Genomic DNA, 16,365 nt, shown 5'->3' on the forward strand with positions numbered 1-16,365 from the left:
CGGCGGCGCGCGGCGCAGGATCGCGCCGATAGTGCCGTTCGGGTGCACGATGTCGAACGTCCAGGTCTCCTGGCTGGCGCCGCCGGAGAGCTTGGCGGCGCCGGTGACGCCCGTTGCGCTCGGATGAAACGCGGCGACGCAGCGCCCGAGTTCGGTCTCGATCATTTGCCCTTGAACTTCGCCGGCCGCTTCTCGAGGAATGCGGTGACACCCTCCTTGAAATCCTCCGCGCCGCCCGCAATTCGCTGCGACTCGAATTCCAGATTGAGCTGATCCTCGAGCGTGTTTTCCGGGCTGTCCCAGTAGAGCTTGCGGATCAGCGACAGCGCCACCGTCGGGCCGTTGGCGAGATCGTGCGCCATCTTCATCGTCTCTTCCATCAGCGCGCCGTCGTCATAGACACGGTTGACGAGGCCCCATTCCAGCGCCTTCTCGGCCGGCAGCCGCTCGCCGAGCAGCGACAGCTCGACCGAACGCGCCTTGCCGATCAGCCGCGGCAGTAGCCAGGTCGAGCCGCAATCCGGCACCAGGCCGATGCGGCGGAACGCCTGCAGGAAATAGGACGAGCGCGCGCACAGGATGAGGTCGCCCATCAATGCGAAGCTCATCCCGGCGCCGGCGGCCGGACCGTTCACCGCCGTCACGATCGGACAGTGCAGCTTACGCAATCGGCGCAGGAACGGATGGAACGCGGTCTCCAGTGCCGCGCCGGCGTTGCTCTTGCCGGGCTTCTGCTGCTGGTTGCGGCCCTGCAGATTGGCTCCGGTGCAGAAGGCCCTGCCCGCACCGGTGATCACCAGGCAGCGCACCTCGTCGCGCTTGTCGTCGATCGCATCGAGCGCCTCGGCAAGGCCGCCGAGCATGTCGATCGACACCGCGTTCATGACTTCCTGATGGTCGAGCCTGAGGATCGCGACCGATCCGTCGAAGTCGAGCGTGACGTGTTTGAACTGCATGGTTTCCTCGTTACGTTGTCTTGCTTGCGTTGTCTTGGCGGTTGGTACCGCGGTAGGTCGATGGGTCGACCTTTATTTGGACCCATATTTGATTTTTGTGCCGGGCTTGTCCATGGTCGATGGCAAGCCCATCCGTGAACGCGTGATTAGCGCGCACCAAACCAAATGGAAACCCCAATGAGTGGCATCTTCGATCTCACCGGCCGCGTCGCTGTCATCACCGGCGGCAATGGCGGCATCGGCCTCGGCATCGCGCAGGCGTTGAACGCCGCCGGCTGCAACGTCGCGATCTGGGGCCGCAACGCGGAAAAAAACGCCAACGCCGCGGCTTCGATGAAGGCCGGGCCGGGCAAGGTCTCGACGCAATTCTGCGACGTCAGCGATCCCGGCTCGGTCAAGACCGCGATGAAGGCAACGCTCGACACGTTCGGCCGCGTCGACGGCTGCTTCGCCAATGCCGGCATCGGCGGCGGCGGACGCCGTTCCTTCATCGACCGCACCGAGGAGGAATGGCGCAAGATGTTCGCGACCAATCTCGACGGCGTGTTTCATGTATTCCAGGCTGCGGCACGCCACATGACCGAGCGGTCTGAAGCGGGCGACAAGTTCGGCCGGCTGGTCGCGACCTCGAGCCTCGCTTCGCTGTTCGGCACCGCGCGCAACGAGCACTATGCCGGCACCAAGGCCGCGCTGAATGCGCTGTGCCGGGCGCTCGGCGTCGAGCTCGCCCGCCACGGCGTGACCGCAAATGCGATCCTGCCGGGCTGGATCAAGAGCAACATGACCGCCGGCATCATGGCCAACGACAAGTTCGTCGCCAACGTGATGCCGCGCATCCCGGTGCGCCGCTTCGGCGAGCCGAGCGATTTCGGCGGCATCGCCGTCTATCTCATGAGCAAGGCATCGTCCTATCATACAGCGGACTGTTTTGTGATCGACGGCGGGTACACGGCGTTTTGAGTTTTCGCTGCCACCACGTTTACCGCTGTCGTCCCTGCGAAAGCAGGGACCCGTACCCCGCGGCGGATGTTGTGAACGGGACTCGCCGTTCCAACCACATGTAACAATGCAAGGTCGTGGTTATGGCTCCCTGCTTTCGCAGGGACGACAGTGAGTTTTGTGATAGCGGTGCGACGTTTCTCCCTCGTCATTCCGGGGCGTGCCCCTTGGCGCGAGCCCCGGAATGACGCGAGTGAATCGCTTCAGAACAGTGCGCGACGGTGCGTCGCTTCCGTCGCGACAAAACTGCTGCTAGCGTTCCTGCCGTAAGGACGCACAAGGCGACTTTTCACAAACAAGCAGGGAGGATATTTCAGATGTTTTCACACGTGATGGTCGGCACCAACGATCTGGACAAGGCCAAGACGTTTTACGATGCGCTGCTCGGCACGCTCGATGTCCGGCCGGCCCGGGTCGACGGTCACCGCATCATGTACCTGACCAAGGCAGGCATTTTCATGGTGTCCAAGCCGATCAACGGCGAGCCGGCGACGCACGCCAATGGCGGCACGATCGGCTTTGCCTGCTCTTCGCCTGAGCAGGTCCATGCCTGGCACGCGGCCGGCGTCGCCAATGGCGGCAAGCCCTGCGAGGACCCGCCGGGTGTCCGCGAAGGAGGCGGCATCAAGCTCTACCTCGCCTACTTGCGCGATCTCGACGGCAACAAGATCTGCGCAATGCACCGGATGACATAGCCGGCGCCCGCCGGAGTCTTTTTCACGCTGCATGCGGCGGCGGCGTTCAAACAACGTTTGAAACGCCGTCGCCAAAATTCCGCGATGCGGTAGAGATCCTGCAAAAATCGGTGCTCGCGCTTCGCGTCGCACGCGTCTATTGTCCGCCGCGAAACGCGCCTTCGCGAGGGAGAAAAGACAATGAAGCATGCCTATGTGCCGCGCACCACGAACTACACACTCAATCCGGGCGACGAGCTCAACGACCTCCGGATGTCGGACAAGGTCCGCCCGCTCTACGATCATGTGAAGCAGTTCATCCGCGACACCGTCGACCCGATGTCGGTCGAGTTCTATCGCGCCGGCGAGAAGAAGACCAACCGCTGGAGCTTCACCGACGAACAGCTCGCGATCCTGCAGAAGGCCAAGGACAAGGCCAAGGAAGTCGGTCTCTGGAACTTCTTCCTGCCCGACGCCGAAACCGGCGACGGCCTCAACAACCTCGACTACGCCTATATCGCCGCTGAGCTCGGCAAGAGCCCGCTGGCCTCCGAGACCATGAACTGCTCGGCGCCCGATACCGGCAACATGGAGGTGCTGGAGCGCGTCGGTACCAAGGCGCAGAAGGAGAAGTGGCTGAAGCCGCTACTCAACGGCGAGATCCGCTCGGCCTATGCGATGACCGAGCCGAACGTCGCCTCCTCCGACGCCAAGAACATCTCGACCACCGCAAAGCTCGTCGGCGACGAGTGGGTGATCAACGGCGAGAAGTATTACATCTCCGGCGCCGGCGATCCGCGCTGCAAGATCATGATCGTGATGGTGAAGACCAACCCCGATGCGGCGCCGAGCAAGCAGCAGTCGCAGATCCTGGTCCCGATCGACACTCCCGGCGTCGAGATCCTCGGCCCGATGCACGTGTTCGGCCATGACCATGCGCCGCGCGGCCACATGCATCTGCGCTTCAACAATTGCAAGGTGCCGAAGGAAAACATGCTGCTCGGTGAAGGCCGCGGCTTCGAGATCTCGCAGGTCCGCCTCGGACCGGGCCGCATCCATCACTGCATGCGCACCATCGGCAAGGCCGAGAAGGCGCTCGACATGATGGTGCAGCGTGGCCTGACCCGTGAAGCGTTCGGCAAGAAGATCGCTCACCTCGGCGGCAACATGCAGATCATCGCCCAGGCGCGCTGCGAAATCGAAGCGATGCGGCTGATGGTGCTGAAGGCGGCCAAGGCGATGGACGTGCTCGGCAACAAGGAAGCCCGCGTCTGGGTCTCGATGGTCAAGGCCATGGTCCCCGAGCGCGCCTGCAAGGTGATCGACCAGGCGATCCAGATGCACGGCGCCACCGGCATCTCGCAGTGGTCGCCGCTCGGCGAAATGTACCAGGACGTCCGCCATCTGCGCTTCGCCGACGGTCCGGACGAGGTGCACTGGATGGTGGTCGGCCGTCATGAACTGAGCATGACGTAGTTGCTACGCCTCCCTCTCCCCGCGCTTCGCGGGGGGAGGGCTGCCTCCGCAGGGGCGCTCTGCCAAAATATCGAAAACAACCCCATGCAAAGGAGCCGGCCGGCGTTCGACACGGCAACTTGACATGTCGGGCAACTCAGCGGCATAATTCTATTATTCGGAATTTTGCCAGGAATCGTAAGGCGGGTTAGCGCAAGCGTAACCCGCCTTTTACTTTGCGGCCCGTCAGCGGCGGGTTACGCTTCCGCCTTCGCTCTTGGAGCTACGGCAGACAAGTCGCTAACCCATCCCACATTTCGGATCATCTCCATGGAATACGCCGCAAGCGACCTCACCCAGCGCGAACGCTACAAGGTGCTGACCTCCTTCGTGCTGCCGCGGCCGATCGCATGGGTGACGAGCCAAAACGCCGATGGCGTGGTCAATGCGGCGCCGTTCTCGTTCTTCAACGTGTTCTGCGAGGACCCGCCGCTCTGCATGTTCGCGGTCAACCGCCGGCCCGACGGCCGCGAGAAGGACACGATGCTCAACATCCAACGATCAGGCGAATTCGTGGTGAACCTGACCGACGAGCCGCTGGCGCGCGCGATGCACGAGAGCTCGGGCGACTTCCCGCCTGAGATCGGCGAGCCCGATTATCTCGGCCTGAAACTCGCGCCATCCAGCAAGATCGCGGTGCCCCGGCTTGCCGACGCGCCGTTCGCGATGGAGTGCAAGACCTGGAAGCTGATCGACGTCAACGGCGACCGCGAACTCATCATGGGCGAAGGCATTCACTTCCACATCCGCGACGAATTGTGGGATCGCGAAGCGATGCGCGTCCACATGGACCGCTACCACCCGATCGGCCGCATGTTCGCCGATCGCTACTGCCGCACCGACGACCGCGTGGTGTTTCCCGCAGCCGAAGGGGCAAAGACGAAATAGCCGAGGACAAGACAATGAGTGAAGCATTCCGCGACAACGAGGCGCAGAGCCGGTTCGAACTCGCCGTCGACGGCGCCACCGCCTTCGTGGTCTACCGCAAGACGCCGGACACCATCACGTTGGTGCATACCGAAGTGCCGCCGGAGCTCGGCGGCCGCGGCATCGGCTCCAAGATCGCCCGCGCCACGCTCGACGCCGTCCGCGCGCAGGGCATCAAGCTCATCGTGAAGTGCGAGTTCATCCAGGGCTTCATGAAGAAGCATCCGGAGTATGACGATCTGTTGGGGTAAGGCACCGATGCCTAGAGCGGGTCGTCACACCGTCTTTCCCGCCAGCCCTGTGAGACCGCGAACGAATCAAACCGTCATTGCGAGCCAAGCGAAGCAATCCATCTGTCCGCGAATGCGGTTCGATGGATTGCTTCGTCGCTATCGCTCCTCGCAATGACGATGGAGACAGACTCGTGACACAGTAAGACTAATCCGTCCTACGCAATCACGACGCCGCCTGCTCGATCTTGTCCTGCGTCTTGGTCTCGAAATCGCCGGCGTCATGGCGCTCGTGGAGCTGGCTCGACGGCTCGCCCCAGGTGCGGTTGACCATGCGGCCGCGCTTCACCGCGGGCCGCGCCGCGATCGCATCGGTCCAGCGCTGCACGTTCTTGTAGTCCTGCACCGAGAGGAATTCGCCGCCACCATAAAGCAGGCCCTTGGCCAGTCCGCCGTACCAGGGCCACACCGCCATGTCGGCGATCGTGTAGACATCGCCTGCGAGATATTCGTTGTCGGCGAGCCTGCGGTCGAGCACGTCGAGCTGACGCTTCACCTCCATCGCAAAGCGGTCGATGGCGTATTCGATCTTGGTCGGCGCATAGGCGTAGAAATGCCCGAAGCCCCCGCCGAGATACGGCGCCGAGCCCATCTGCCAGAACAGCCAGGAGAAGGTTTCGGCGCGCCTCTTGGTGTCGGTCGGCAGGAAGGCGCCGAATTTCTCTGCGAGGTAGACCAGGATCGAACCCGACTCGAACACCCGAATCGGCTCGGGCCCGCTGCGGTCCATCAGCGCCGGGATCTTCGAGTTCGGATTGACCGCGACAAAGCCGCTGCCGAACTGATTGCCGTCGATCTTGATCAGCCAGGCGTCGTATTCCGCCCCCTTGTGGCCCGCGGCCAGCAGCTCTTCCAGCATCACGGTGACCTTCACGCCGTTCGGCGTCGCCAGCGAGTAGAGTTGCAGCGGATGGCGGCCGACCGGCAGCTCCTTGTCATGGGTGGGGCCGGCGATCGGCCGGTTGATGCTGGCGAAGCGCCCGCCGCTCTCCTTGTTCCAGGTCCAGACTTTCGGCGGCTCGTAGGCAGGGGTGTCAGTCACGTCGTTGGCTCCCGGTTTTCGTTTTTCCATGGTGCGGCGACCGCCGCGCCCATCCGCATGCCCGCACTAGATGGTGGGCACGCCCGGCTTTGCCCACCCCCGCCGGATCGCATTTTCTATCCAGCGGAATGCACTGAGGGCGATGCAGCCAAGCAGCGCCTGCACGCAAGATCGACGCGGCCGAAACCCGCTTGGCTTCGTCGACCGTGATGCGCTAGCGTTGCAGGCGCCGATGCCAACGAGCACAAGAAGCAGCCGCCGGGAGAAAACCAACTCATGAAATCACCGATCTGCGACATGCTGGGAATTGAATTCCCCCTGCTCGCTTTCAGCCATTGCCGCGACGTGGTGGCGGCAGTCAGCCGCGCCGGCGGCTTCGGCGTGTTCGGCGCGACCCGGTACTTGCCGGAGACGCTGGAGCAGGAGCTGAAATGGATCGACGCACATGTCGACGGCAAGCCCTACGGCATCGACGTGCTGATCCCGGAAAACATCTCGACCGCAGGTGAGAAGAACGTCACCTGGAGGAGCCTGGAGAAACGCGTCTCACAGGAGCACCGCGATTTCACCCGCAATCTGCTGAAGAAATACAACATCGAGCTCACGACGCAGAGCGTCGCCGACAACCAGCCGCAGCCGTTCGATGCGGAGACCGCGCTGCAACTGCTCGAGGTCTCGTTCCGCCATCCGATCCGGCTGATCGCGAACGCGCTCGGCGTGCCGCCGAAGGCGATGATCGAGATGGGCCGCAAGCACGGCGTACCGGTGGCGGCGCTGGTCGGCTCCAAGGAGCATGCGCTGCGTCAGGTCGCGGCCGGCGTCGACATCCTCGTCGCGCAGGGCACCGAGGCCGGCGGCCATTGCGGCGAGGTCTCGACCATGGTGCTGGTGCCCGAGGTGATCAAGGCGATCAAGAAGATCCGCGACGTGCCGGTGCTCGCCGCCGGTGGCATCATGACCGGCAGCCAGATGGCGGCCTGCATGGCGATGGGCGCGGCCGGCGCGTGGACCGGCTCGGTGTGGCTTGCCACGGTGGAATCGGAGACCTCGCAGATTTTCCGCGAGAAGATGATCGCCGCCTCCTCCCGCGACGCCATCCGCTCGAAGGGCCGCACCGGCAAGCCGGCACGGCAGCTCCGTTCGGTGTGGACCGACGCCTGGGACCGCTCGCCGGACAGCCCCGGCGCGCTGCCGATGCCGCTACAAAGCATCATCAGCCGCGACGCCTTCAACGCGATCGACCGCGCCGCCGCTGGTGGTAACGAGAAGGCCCGCGATCTCGTGAGCTATTTCGTCGGCCAGGGTGTCGGCCTGGTCGACAGCGTGAAGTCCGCGGGCGCCGTGGTGCAGGAGTTCAAGGAAGATTTCGTCGAGGCCGTCGAGCACATGAACGCACTGATGGCGGAGTGATCGAATACGTGGCCCATCCTTCGAGGCTCGCCCAGCGGCGCTGACGCGCCGCAAGGCTCGCACCTCAGGATGACGCCGTCCCCGTAGCCGTCACCCTGAGGCGCCGTAGCGCAGCGGAGGCCTCGAAGGGCGACGGCGTGATAAAATCGAGAAAGTAAAGCTAGAACAAAATGTCGAACAGCATCCCCGAAGACCGCATTCCCGTCATCGTCGGCGTCGGTGAGATCGTCGATCGTCCGAAGGACATCGCCGCCGGCCTCGAGCCGCTCACCCTGCTGGAACAGGCGCTGAAGCGCGCCGAGGCGGACAGCGGCGCAAAGCTGCTCTCCGACGTGCAGTCGCTCGACGTCGTCAATTTCCTGAGCTGGCGCTATCGCGATCCCGAGAAGCAGCTCGCCGCACGGCTCGGCATTCAGCCTTCGCATCTCTATTACGGCCCGGTCGGCGGCGAGAGCCCGATCCGCTATCTGCACGAGGCGGCGCAGCGCATTGCGCGCGGCGAATGCAGCGTCGCGGCGGTGTGCGGCGCGGAGGCGCAGTCGACCGCGACGAAGGCGCAGCGCGCCGGCGTCGAATTGCCGTGGACGCCGTTCGCCCATGACGTCGAGGAGCCGAAGCGCGGCGCTGCGTTCCAGAAGCCGATGGCCGTGACGCTTGGTGTGTTCAGGCCGATCACGGTCTATCCGCTCTATGAGTCCGCGACCTCGGCGCACTGGGGGCAGACGCCGCGCGAGGCGCTGAAGGAATCCGGCGACCTGTGGTCGACCTACGCACGCGTTGCCGCGGACAATCCGAACTCATGGCTGAAGAAGCGCTTCACCGGCGACGAGATCACCACCGCAACCCCCGACAACCGGATGATCGCCTGGCCGTATACCAAGCTGATGGTGGCGAACCCGACGGTGAACATGGGCGGCGCGCTGATCCTGACCAGCCTTGCCAAGGCGCGGGCCGCCGGCGTGCCGGAGGACAAGCTGATCTATCCGCTCGGCGGCGCCTCGGCGGAAGAGCCGCGCGATTATCTGACCCGCGATCAGTTCGTCGAAAGCCACGCGCAGACCGCGGTGTTGAAGGCAGTGATGGATCTTGTCGGCGGCGACGGCAGGAAGTTCGACGCGATCGAGCTCTATAGCTGCTTCCCCTGCGTGCCCAAGATGGCGCGCCGGACGCTTGGCCTCGGTGCCGACGTGCAGCCGACTGTGACGGGCGGCCTCACCTTCTTCGGCGCGCCGCTCAACACCTACATGACGCATTCGGCCTGCGCGATGGTGCGCAAGCTGCGAAGCGGCGGCACGCTCGGCCTGCTCTATGGCCAGGGCGGCTTCGTCACCAAGCATCACGGCCTGGTGCTGTCGCGTGCGGCGCCGACGGCCGCGCTCAAGCAGGAGACCTCCGTGCAGGCCGAGGCCGACCGCAACCGGCGCGATGTGCCCGACTTCACCGCGGAGGCCGCGGGCAAAGGCAAGGTCGAGGCCTTCACCGTGATCTATCGCGCCAATGGCGAGGTCGAGCACGGCGTCACCATGCTGCGCACCGAGGATGGCCGCCGCACGCTCGGCCGGATTCCGGCGAGCGATACCGCGACGCTGGCGCATCTGCAGAACATGGATCGCACGCCGGTCGGCAGCACCGGCAACATCGTCACCGCCGGTGACGGCATGCTGGAATGGCGGGTGGGGTAACGCACTTTCCGCGTCATGGCCGGGGCTTGTCCCGGCCATCCACGTCTTTGCCCAACGAAGGAAGGTAAGACGTGGATGCCCGGGACAAGCCCGGGCATGACGAAGGAGCGACGCCGCGTCCCCTACCCCTTCACATCCTGCTTCTCGGAGGCCGTCGTCGGCTTGCCCTTGGCGCCGGCGCCGGTGACGCGGACATGATCGCCGTCGGCGAGGCCATCCGGCGGGGCGGTGATGATGCGGTCGTCGGGAGCAAGGCCCGAGGCGATCTCGATCTCCTTGCCGAGGTCGCGGCCGATCTTCACGGTCTTGAACAGCACCTTGTCGTCAGGGCCGACGGTCGCGACCCGCAGGCCGCTGCTGTTGAAGATCAGTGCGCTGGCGGGAATGCTGAGCGGCGTGGACTCGCGCTGCAAGTTCAGCTTCACGCTGGCATAACTCCCCGGCATCAATTCGCCGGAGGAATTGTCGAGCCCGAGCTGCATCCGCGTGGTGCCGGAGGCGACGTCGACCGCCTGCGAAGAGGCTTCCACGGTCGCCTGGAAAGTGCGGTTCGGGTAATCCGGCAGCACCAGCGTCGCCTTGGCGCCGATCTTGATCGCCGGAACGTAGTTCTGCGGCACGTTGACATAGACGCGCAGCTTGGTGATGTCGGAGACCGTGAACATCGCCGGGCCCGAGCCGCCACCGGCGTTGATCAGCGCGCCGACGTCGGTGTCGCGCGAGGTCACCACGCCATCGAACGGCGCTGTGATCTTCTTGTAACCGGCGAGCGCTTCCAGCCGCTCGACATTGGCCTGACCGGCCTTGACCGCACCGTTCTTGTTGGAGAGGTCGGCGGTGCGCTCGTCGATCTCCTGCGCGGACACGAAGTTCGAGGCAACCAGCGTCTTGCGCCGGCTCAGCGTGGCCTCCGAGAGCTTGGCTGAGGCCTGGGCGCTGGCGAGATCGGCGCGCGCCTGCAGCAATTGCTGGTCGAGGTCGGGCGCCTCGATTTCGGCGATCACCTGGCCGGCCTTGACGCGAGCGCCGATATCGGCGTCCCAGGTCTTGAGATAGCCGGACACGCGGGCGAAGATCGGCGCGCGGGAGTACGCCTCGAGCCGGCCGGGCAGATCGATCGTGGGGCTCAGCGCCTTGGCGTTAGGCAGCGCCACCGCGACGGTCGGAACGGCCTGGTCGTCGGTCCATTCCTTCAGCCGGTTGTCCTGCTCCTCACGGGCGCGGATGCCGGTACCGACAATCAGTCCCGCGCCGACCAGTGCAACCACGCCGAATATGCCCAATCTCCGGCTGGACACCGGTGGGCGCTGTTCAGTGGGCTGCATGCGGAATCTCCGATGAGGCGGCGGCTTTGGCGCCTTGCTTCTTGTGTACCATACTGAATACCACGGGAACAAACATCAGCGTCGCGGTTGTGGCGAAGATCAGGCCGCCGATCACGGCCCGACCGAGCGGAGCGTTTTGCTCGCCGCCCTCGCCCAGCCCCAGCGCCATCGGCGCCATGCCGATGATCATCGCGAGCGCCGTCATCAGCACCGGGCGGAACCGGACGAAGCCGGCCTCCAGCGCCGCAGCGACGGGATCGCCGAGCTCCTCATAGCGCTCGCGGGCGAAACTGATCACCAGCACGCTGTTGGCGGTTGCGACGCCCATGCACATGATGGCCCCGGTCAGCGCCGGCACCGACAGCGTGGTCTGGGTCGTGAACAGCATCCAGACGATGCCGGCAAGCGCGGCAGGCAGCGCCGTGATGATCACGAACGGATCCGACCAGGACTGGAAGTTCACCACGATCAGGAAGTAGATCAGCACGACCGCACCGAGCAGGCCGAACAGCAGGCCGGTGAAGGCCGAGTTCATGGTCTGCACCTGGCCGAGCAGCACCACGGACGAGCCCTTCGGCACTTCCTTGGCGGTGTCTGCGATCAGCTGGCGCACGTCGGTCGCCACGCCGCCGAGATCGCGCCCTTGCGTCGTGGCGTAGATCTGCACCAGCGACTGGATGTCGTATTGCGACACCACCGCGCTCGAGGTCGCGCGCTTGATGTCGGCGATGCCGCCGAGGATCGGAGCCTGGGTGTTGCCGGTCGCGGTGATCGGCAGGGTCTGCAGCGCGCTCAGCGAGTCGATCTGGTATTGCGGCGTCTGCATCACGATCGAATAGGACACGCCGTTATCGGGATTGAGGTAGTAGGTCGGCGCGACCTGCGAGGAGCCTGCGAGGTTGACGACCAGCGAGTTGGTGACGTCGCGCTCGGTCAGGCCGACATATTGCGCGCGGGTGCGGTCGACATCGATGTTGAAGGTCGGGTTGTTCGGCGACTGCTGGATCCGCGCGTCGGCGATGCCGGGGATGCGCTTGATCTTGGCCAGCAGCCTGTTGGCATAGGCGAAGTTAGCCTCGATATTGGCACCGCGGATCTGCAGGTCGATCGGCGCCGGCGCGCCGAAGTTCAGAATCTGGCTGACGATGTCGGCCGGCAGGAACGAGAAGCTGGTGCCCGGGAACAGTCGCGGCAACTGCTCGCGCAGCGTGCGCACATGCTCAGCGGTCGGCTTGTGGCCGTCCTTCAGCCTGATCTGGATGTCGGCGTCCTGCGGGCCGATCACGCCGGTGTTGTTGTAGGTCATGTTGATGCTGGAGATCGGCATGCCGATGTTGTCGGTCATGGTCTCGATCTCGCCGGGGATCAGCTTGCGGACCGCCTTCTGGACGTCGGCCATCTGGTTGGCGGTTTCCTCGACGCGGGTGCCGACCTGGGTGCGGACATGCATCAGGATGTTGCCGGCGTCAACCGCAGGAAAGAAATTGCGGCCGAGGAACGGCACCAGCAGGAACGACGTCGCCACCACCGCGAGGAAGCCGGCGACGAACACCTTGCGATGGCCGAGCGCCATCTCGAGCAGGCCGCGATAGCCGCCGCGGACGCGCTCGAAGCCCGCCTCGAAACCGCGCTGGAACCAGACCAGGGGATTGCGCGATTTCGGCGGCGCGCCCTCGTGATGGACATGCGGCTGCAAGAGATATTTCGCCATCGTCGGCACCAGAGTGCGCGACAGGATGAACGACCAGATCATCGCGAACATGACCGCTTCGGCCATCGGCACGAACAGGAAGCGCGCGACGCCGGTCAGGAAGAACATCGGCACGAACACGATGCAGATACAGAGCAGCGAGACGAAGGCCGGCGTCACGATCTGGTTGGCGCCGTCGAGGATCGACTGCTCGACCGGCTTGCCCTGCTCCAGATGGTAGTTGATGTTCTCGATCGTCACCGTGGCGTCGTCGACCAGGATGCCGACCGCGAGCGCAAGGCCGCCGAGCGTCATGATGTTCAGCGTCTCGCCGATCGCCGACAGCATGATGATGGCGCCGAGCACCGACAGCGGGATCGACACTGCGATGATGACGGTCGAGCGCCAGCTGCCGAGGAACAGCAGGATCATGACGCTGGTCAAGAGCGCCGCGATCACGCCCTCGACGGCGACGCCGGTGATCGCGCCGCGGACGAACACCGACTGGTCGCCGATGAAGCCGATCTTCAGCGCGTCCGGCAGCTGGTCCTTGACCTCGATCACCTTCTGCTTGATGCCGGCGATGATATCGAGCGTCGAGATCGCGCCGGCCTTCAGCACCATCATCAACACCGAGCGGTTGCCGTCGACATGGACGATGTTGGTCTGCGGCGGGTTGCCGTCGCGCACGGTGGCGACGTCGCGCACATAGACCATCGCGCCGTTGACCTGCTTGATCGGCAGGTCGCCGAGCTCTTCCATCTTGAGCGGCGAGTTGTTGAGATTGATGGTGTATTCGAAGCTGCCGATCTTCTGGGTGCCGACCGGCGTGATCAGGTTCTGCGCGGCGAGCGCGTTGGCGACGTCCTGCCCCGACAGCCCCCGCGCCTGCAGCGCGGTCGAATTGAGGTCGATCTGGACCTGGCGCTGCTTGCCGCCGAACGGATACGGGATTGCGACGCCGGGCACCGTGACCAGCGGCGTGCGCAGCTGGTTGATGCCGATATCGGCGAGGTTCTGCTCGGTCAAGCCGTCGCCGGACAGCGCGACCTGGATGATCGGAACCGTCGAGGCGCTGTAATTCAGGATCAGTGGCGGCGTCGATCCCGGCGGCAACTGCTTGAGCAGGGTCTGCGAGATCGCGGTGACCTGCGCGTTGGCGGTGCGGATGTCGACGTTGGGCTGGAAGAAGATCTTGACGATGCCGAAGCCGTTATAGGAATTGGCGACGATGTGCTCGATGTCGTTGACCGTCGTGGTCAGCGTGCGCTCGAACGGCGTCGTGATCCGCCCGGACATCTGGTCCGGCGGCAGGCCGGTGTATTGCCAGGCCACGCCGATCACGGGGATGCGGATTTCAGGAAAGATGTCGGTCGGCGTGCGCAATGCCGCCAGCGGTCCGATGATCAGCAGCAGGATCGCGAGCACGACGAAAGTATATGGCCGGCTCAGCGCGATACGGACCAGTGCGATCATAAAAGCAGCATTCCCGAAATGAAGCCCGCCCGGGCGGAGGAATCGACATTGCAAAAGCCGTTCCGCAGCGGCCGATTTACCCGATGACGAGCAAAACGCCAACCTGCGGAGCCCCGACAGCCTTCACTTCCTTGGCATAGCACGGTGAGGCGGCGCGCTTCGATCAACCGTGCCGGACGCAGTGCCGCCGATCGCGCTCATGTTGTCGGCAAAAGAGACGGCCCTGCTCCGAAACCGGGCTGGCCGAGTACGCCGTTTCCGCCGCCAGAAGGCTAACGCATCGCTGCCCTGCGAAAATGCAAAGCGTGTGAGCCGGCCGGCCCACCACGCTGGGATTGGTTGCCCTGAGAACCATCGCGGCAGCCCGGCCCGCCTGATGGCGCCGGATCAGGCGGCGCGAACGGCGTTGAGGAACTTGCCGACCTCGAGCTTGAGGCGGCTGCTCTCGCCCGAGAGCGACAGTGCCGCCGACAGCACCTGGGTCGATGCCGAACCGGTCTCGTTGGCGCCGTGCTGCACGTCGGTGATGTTGGCCGAGACCTGCTGGGTGCCCTGCGCCGCTGCTGCACGTTTCGGGATATTTCCTTCCGTTGAATCGCTGAGCGAGAATGCGGCATCCGCGCAAAAAAATGCCCGGCCTGTCGACCGGGCATTGTTCGATGGTCGGAGATTCGGCCGGCGTCAGGCCGCGCGGACGGCCTCGAGGAACTTGCCGACTTCGAGCTTGAGGCGGTTGCTGTCACCCGAGAGCGACTGTGCTGCCGACAGCACCTGGCTCGACGCCGAGCCGGTTTCGTTGGCGCCGTGCTGCACGTCCGTGATGTTGGCCGAGACCTGCTGGGTGCCCTGCGCCGCCTGCTGCACGTTGCGGGAAATCTCCTGCGTCGCCGCGCCCTGCTCTTCGACCGCGGCGGCAATGGTGGACGAGATCTCCGACAACTTCTCGATGGTCGACGAGATCTCCTTGATCGCACCGACCGACTCCTGGGTCGCGGTCTGGATGCCGGCAATCTGCTGGCCGATCTCGCCGGTCGCCTTGGCGGTCTGCTCGGCAAGGGCCTTCACCTCGGAAGCCACGACCGCGAAGCCGCGGCCGGCTTCGCCGGCGCGCGCCGCCTCGATGGTGGCGTTCAGCGCCAGCAGATTGGTCTGGCCGGCAATCGTGTTGATCAGTTCGACGACGTCTCCGATGCGCGCGGCCGCCTTCGACAGCTCGCTGACGCGATCGTTGGTGGTGCGCGCCTGGCCGACGGCGTCGCCGGCCATCCGCGCCGACTCCTGCACCTGACGGCTGATCTCGGTCACCGACGACGACAACTCCTCGGTCGCCGACGCCACCGACTGGACGTTGGTCGAGGCCTCTTCGGACGCCGCAGCAACCGAAGTGGTGAGTTCCTGCGAACGCCGGGCGGTCGACGACAGCGTGCTGGCGGAAGCTTCGAGCTGGGTCGAGGCCGACGACACGGTCTGCACGATCTCGCCGATCATCTGCTCGAAATTGCGGGTGATGGTATCGACCCGGCGGCCGCGCTCGATCTTGGCCTCGGCATCGGCCGCCGCGGCTTCATCAGCCGCCTTCTTGGCGATCAGGGCTTCCTTGAATACCTGCAGTGCATCGGCCATGGCACCGATCTCAGTCTTCTCGCCCTGGTGCGGCACCTGCGCGGTCAGCTCGCCGCGGCCCAGCGCCTGCATCGGGCTCACGATCGAGGCGATGCCGGCCGAAATGTCGCGAACCGTGTAGAGGCTGACGCCGACACTGATCAGGATCGCAATGCCGAGGATCGCGGCCACCATCACCAGCGCCGAGCCGTAATTGCTGGCGGCTTCCTGCGCGGCCTTGTCGGCACCGACGTTGTTGAGCTCGATGTCCTTGTTCAGGATCTCATCCGCCTCGAGACCGATCTTGTTGACGACCTTGGTGTTGAGCTCGTGCGCTTCATGCGGAAGCTTGCCGACTTCCTTGCGCGACAGGCTCATCACCTCTTCGGTGCCCTTTTTGTACTTGTCCCAGGTGTCGGACCACTGCTGGTACAGCGCCCGCTCCTCCGAGTTGGCAATCATCGGCTCGTACTTGGCGCGAGCCTTGGTGTTCATCTCGACGACGCTAGCGAGCGTCTTTTCCGCGGCCAGCTTCTCCTCGAGCGTTTCCGAGAGCATGTGTTCGCGGATGACGTTGCGGTAGGTGATGACCCCGGCGCGCAGCTCGCCGAGCACGCGCACGCTCGGCAACCAGTTGGTCGTGATGTCGACCGTGCTGGAATTGATCGCCCGCATGTTCCATACGGCGAGCAGGCCCATGCCGGTCAGCGCGACAAGCAGGAATGCAACCGCAGCAATGATCTTGGCGCGGATCGAGAATTTGGCGAACATCGTGGG

General features: G+C 64.7%; 12 protein-coding genes and 2 pseudogenes. 7 read left to right on the forward strand and 7 right to left on the reverse strand.

What is annotated here, in order from left to right:
* Together H8A92_RS10985 and H8A92_RS10990 are read right to left on the reverse strand one after the other, a co-directional pair.
* Positions 1 to 165, reverse strand: a pseudogene (locus H8A92_RS10985) (phosphotransferase family protein); the annotation flags it as partial.
* On the reverse strand, positions 162 to 956 hold the full coding sequence (locus tag H8A92_RS10990; RefSeq protein WP_229195820.1) for an enoyl-CoA hydratase/isomerase: 795 nt from the start codon (positions 954 to 956) through the stop codon (positions 162 to 164). The pseudogene H8A92_RS10985 and the gene H8A92_RS10990, both read right to left, overlap by 4 nt.
* A gap of 177 nt (positions 957 to 1,133) precedes the next feature.
* Between H8A92_RS10990 and H8A92_RS10995 the strand changes: the two genes are divergently transcribed.
* The 5 genes from H8A92_RS10995 to H8A92_RS11015 all read left to right on the forward strand — a co-directional run bounded on the left by H8A92_RS10995 (position 1,134) and on the right by H8A92_RS11015 (position 5,322).
* Positions 1,134 to 1,916 carry an SDR family NAD(P)-dependent oxidoreductase gene (locus tag H8A92_RS10995; RefSeq protein ID WP_229195821.1) on the forward strand — a complete coding sequence of 261 codons (783 nt, stop codon included), beginning with the start codon at positions 1,134 to 1,136 and terminating at the stop codon, positions 1,914 to 1,916.
* A 356-nt stretch (positions 1,917 to 2,272) separates the two neighbouring features.
* Complete coding sequence (locus H8A92_RS11000) at positions 2,273 to 2,650, forward strand: VOC family protein (protein WP_229195822.1); 378 nt, start codon at positions 2,273 to 2,275, stop codon at positions 2,648 to 2,650.
* Positions 2,651 to 2,830: 180 nt separating this feature from the next.
* A complete protein-coding gene (locus H8A92_RS11005) occupies positions 2,831 to 4,105 on the forward strand; it encodes an acyl-CoA dehydrogenase family protein (protein WP_163153213.1) in 1,275 nt (424 codons plus the stop codon).
* A 309-nt stretch (positions 4,106 to 4,414) separates the two neighbouring features.
* A complete protein-coding gene (locus tag H8A92_RS11010) occupies positions 4,415 to 5,032 on the forward strand; it encodes a flavin reductase family protein (protein WP_163153212.1) in 618 nt (205 codons plus the stop codon).
* 14 nt (positions 5,033 to 5,046) lie between these two features.
* Complete coding sequence (locus H8A92_RS11015) at positions 5,047 to 5,322, forward strand: GNAT family N-acetyltransferase (RefSeq protein WP_229195823.1); 276 nt, start codon at positions 5,047 to 5,049, stop codon at positions 5,320 to 5,322.
* Between the two features lie 205 nt (positions 5,323 to 5,527).
* On the opposite strand, the gene yghU is transcribed toward H8A92_RS11015, so the two are convergent.
* The gene (yghU, locus tag H8A92_RS11020) at positions 5,528 to 6,403 is read right to left on the reverse strand and encodes a glutathione-dependent disulfide-bond oxidoreductase (RefSeq protein WP_229195824.1); all 876 of its coding nucleotides are present in this window, start codon (positions 6,401 to 6,403) and stop codon (positions 5,528 to 5,530) included.
* A 276-nt stretch (positions 6,404 to 6,679) separates the two neighbouring features.
* On the opposite strand from yghU, the gene H8A92_RS11025 reads away from it, so the two are divergent.
* Complete coding sequence (locus tag H8A92_RS11025) at positions 6,680 to 7,813, forward strand: nitronate monooxygenase (RefSeq protein WP_229195825.1); 1,134 nt, start codon at positions 6,680 to 6,682, stop codon at positions 7,811 to 7,813.
* 170 nt (positions 7,814 to 7,983) lie between these two features.
* Entirely contained in the window at positions 7,984 to 9,495 is a 1,512-nt protein-coding gene (locus H8A92_RS11030; protein WP_229195826.1) for an acetyl-CoA acetyltransferase, read from the forward strand.
* Positions 9,496 to 9,617: 122 nt separating this feature from the next.
* Here the strand turns inward: H8A92_RS11030 and H8A92_RS11035 are convergent, their stop codons facing one another.
* The 4 genes and pseudogenes from H8A92_RS11035 to H8A92_RS11045 all read right to left on the reverse strand — a co-directional run bounded on the left by H8A92_RS11035 (position 9,618) and on the right by H8A92_RS11045 (position 16,359).
* Complete coding sequence (locus tag H8A92_RS11035) at positions 9,618 to 10,820, reverse strand: efflux RND transporter periplasmic adaptor subunit (RefSeq protein WP_163162270.1); 1,203 nt, start codon at positions 10,818 to 10,820, stop codon at positions 9,618 to 9,620.
* Positions 10,807 to 13,986 (reverse strand): efflux RND transporter permease subunit, encoded by a 3,180-nt coding sequence (locus tag H8A92_RS11040; protein WP_229195827.1) that lies wholly within the window; start codon positions 13,984 to 13,986, stop codon positions 10,807 to 10,809. The genes H8A92_RS11035 and H8A92_RS11040 overlap by 14 nt, the downstream gene beginning before the upstream one ends.
* 387 nt (positions 13,987 to 14,373) lie before the next feature.
* Positions 14,374 to 14,573 (reverse strand): annotated as a pseudogene (locus H8A92_RS40775) (methyl-accepting chemotaxis protein); the annotation flags it as partial.
* Positions 14,574 to 14,667: 94 nt separating this feature from the next.
* The gene (locus tag H8A92_RS11045) at positions 14,668 to 16,359 is read right to left on the reverse strand and encodes a methyl-accepting chemotaxis protein (RefSeq protein ID WP_229195828.1); all 1,692 of its coding nucleotides are present in this window, start codon (positions 16,357 to 16,359) and stop codon (positions 14,668 to 14,670) included.
* Positions 16,360 to 16,365 lie beyond the last annotated feature (6 nt).

This window comes from Bradyrhizobium acaciae, assembly GCF_020889785.1.
Classification (GTDB): domain Bacteria; phylum Pseudomonadota; class Alphaproteobacteria; order Rhizobiales; family Xanthobacteraceae; genus Bradyrhizobium; species Bradyrhizobium acaciae.